Source organism: Acinetobacter proteolyticus, assembly GCF_000367945.1.
Lineage (GTDB): Bacteria > Pseudomonadota > Gammaproteobacteria > Pseudomonadales > Moraxellaceae > Acinetobacter > Acinetobacter proteolyticus.
In genome coordinates this window covers 2408450-2409245 of the sequence record NZ_KB849179.1, presented here as the reverse complement: position 1 = coordinate 2409245, position 796 = coordinate 2408450, and the positions used below count along the sequence as shown (strand labels likewise).

The following is a 796-nucleotide window of genomic DNA, read 5'->3' as shown; positions in this document are numbered from 1 at the left end:
AATGACAAAGGCTATGACACAGTTGCCGATGCGATTCAAGGCGAAGCAGCGGCAGCGAAAACTGAAGTTGAAGCTGGCAAGAACATGACGGTTGAAAGCCGCACAGGTGCAGATGGACAAACTATCTATGAAGTCGCGACAGCGGATGATGTTGACTTTAACAATGTCACTGTGGGCGGTGCAGATAGCGTGCGTATTGATGGCGCGACAGGCAAGATCAGTGGTGTTGCAGACGGCACAGTTGCAGCAGGTTCAAAAGATGCTGTGAACGGTGGACAACTCCACGGTGTTGCGGACAGTGTTCGTAACTCAATTGGTGGTGAAACCATCTTAAATCCTGATGGTTCAATCACAACAGGCAATGTCGGTAATACCGGTGAAAACAACATCCATGATGCGATTGACTCAGTTCGTGGTCAGGCGGTTGCAGCGAAAACCACGGTCACAGAAGGCGACAATATGGTGGTGACTGAGTCGACCAACGCCGATGGCAGTACCAACTATGAAGTTGCCACAGCACGTGATGTCGACTTTGATTCAGTGCAAGTGGGTGATGTCAACATTGACGGAACCACGGGTAAGATCACTGGTGTTGCAGACGGCACAGTTGCAGCAGGTTCAAAAGATGCTGTGAATGGTGGTCAACTGAATGACAGCGTTGCCTCTACGGGCGATATCTTGGGCGGTGGTGTAAGCAATGCAGGCGGTCGTCTCAATGGACCATTCACCGTAAATGACAAAGGCTATGACACAGTTGCCGATGCGATTCAAGGCGAAGCAGCGGCAGCGAAAACTG

The 796-nt window shown here is 50.8% G+C and carries 1 pseudogene; it reads left to right on the top strand.

What is annotated here, in order from left to right:
- Window positions 1-796, top strand: a pseudogene (locus tag F993_RS05850) (hypothetical protein); the annotation flags it as partial.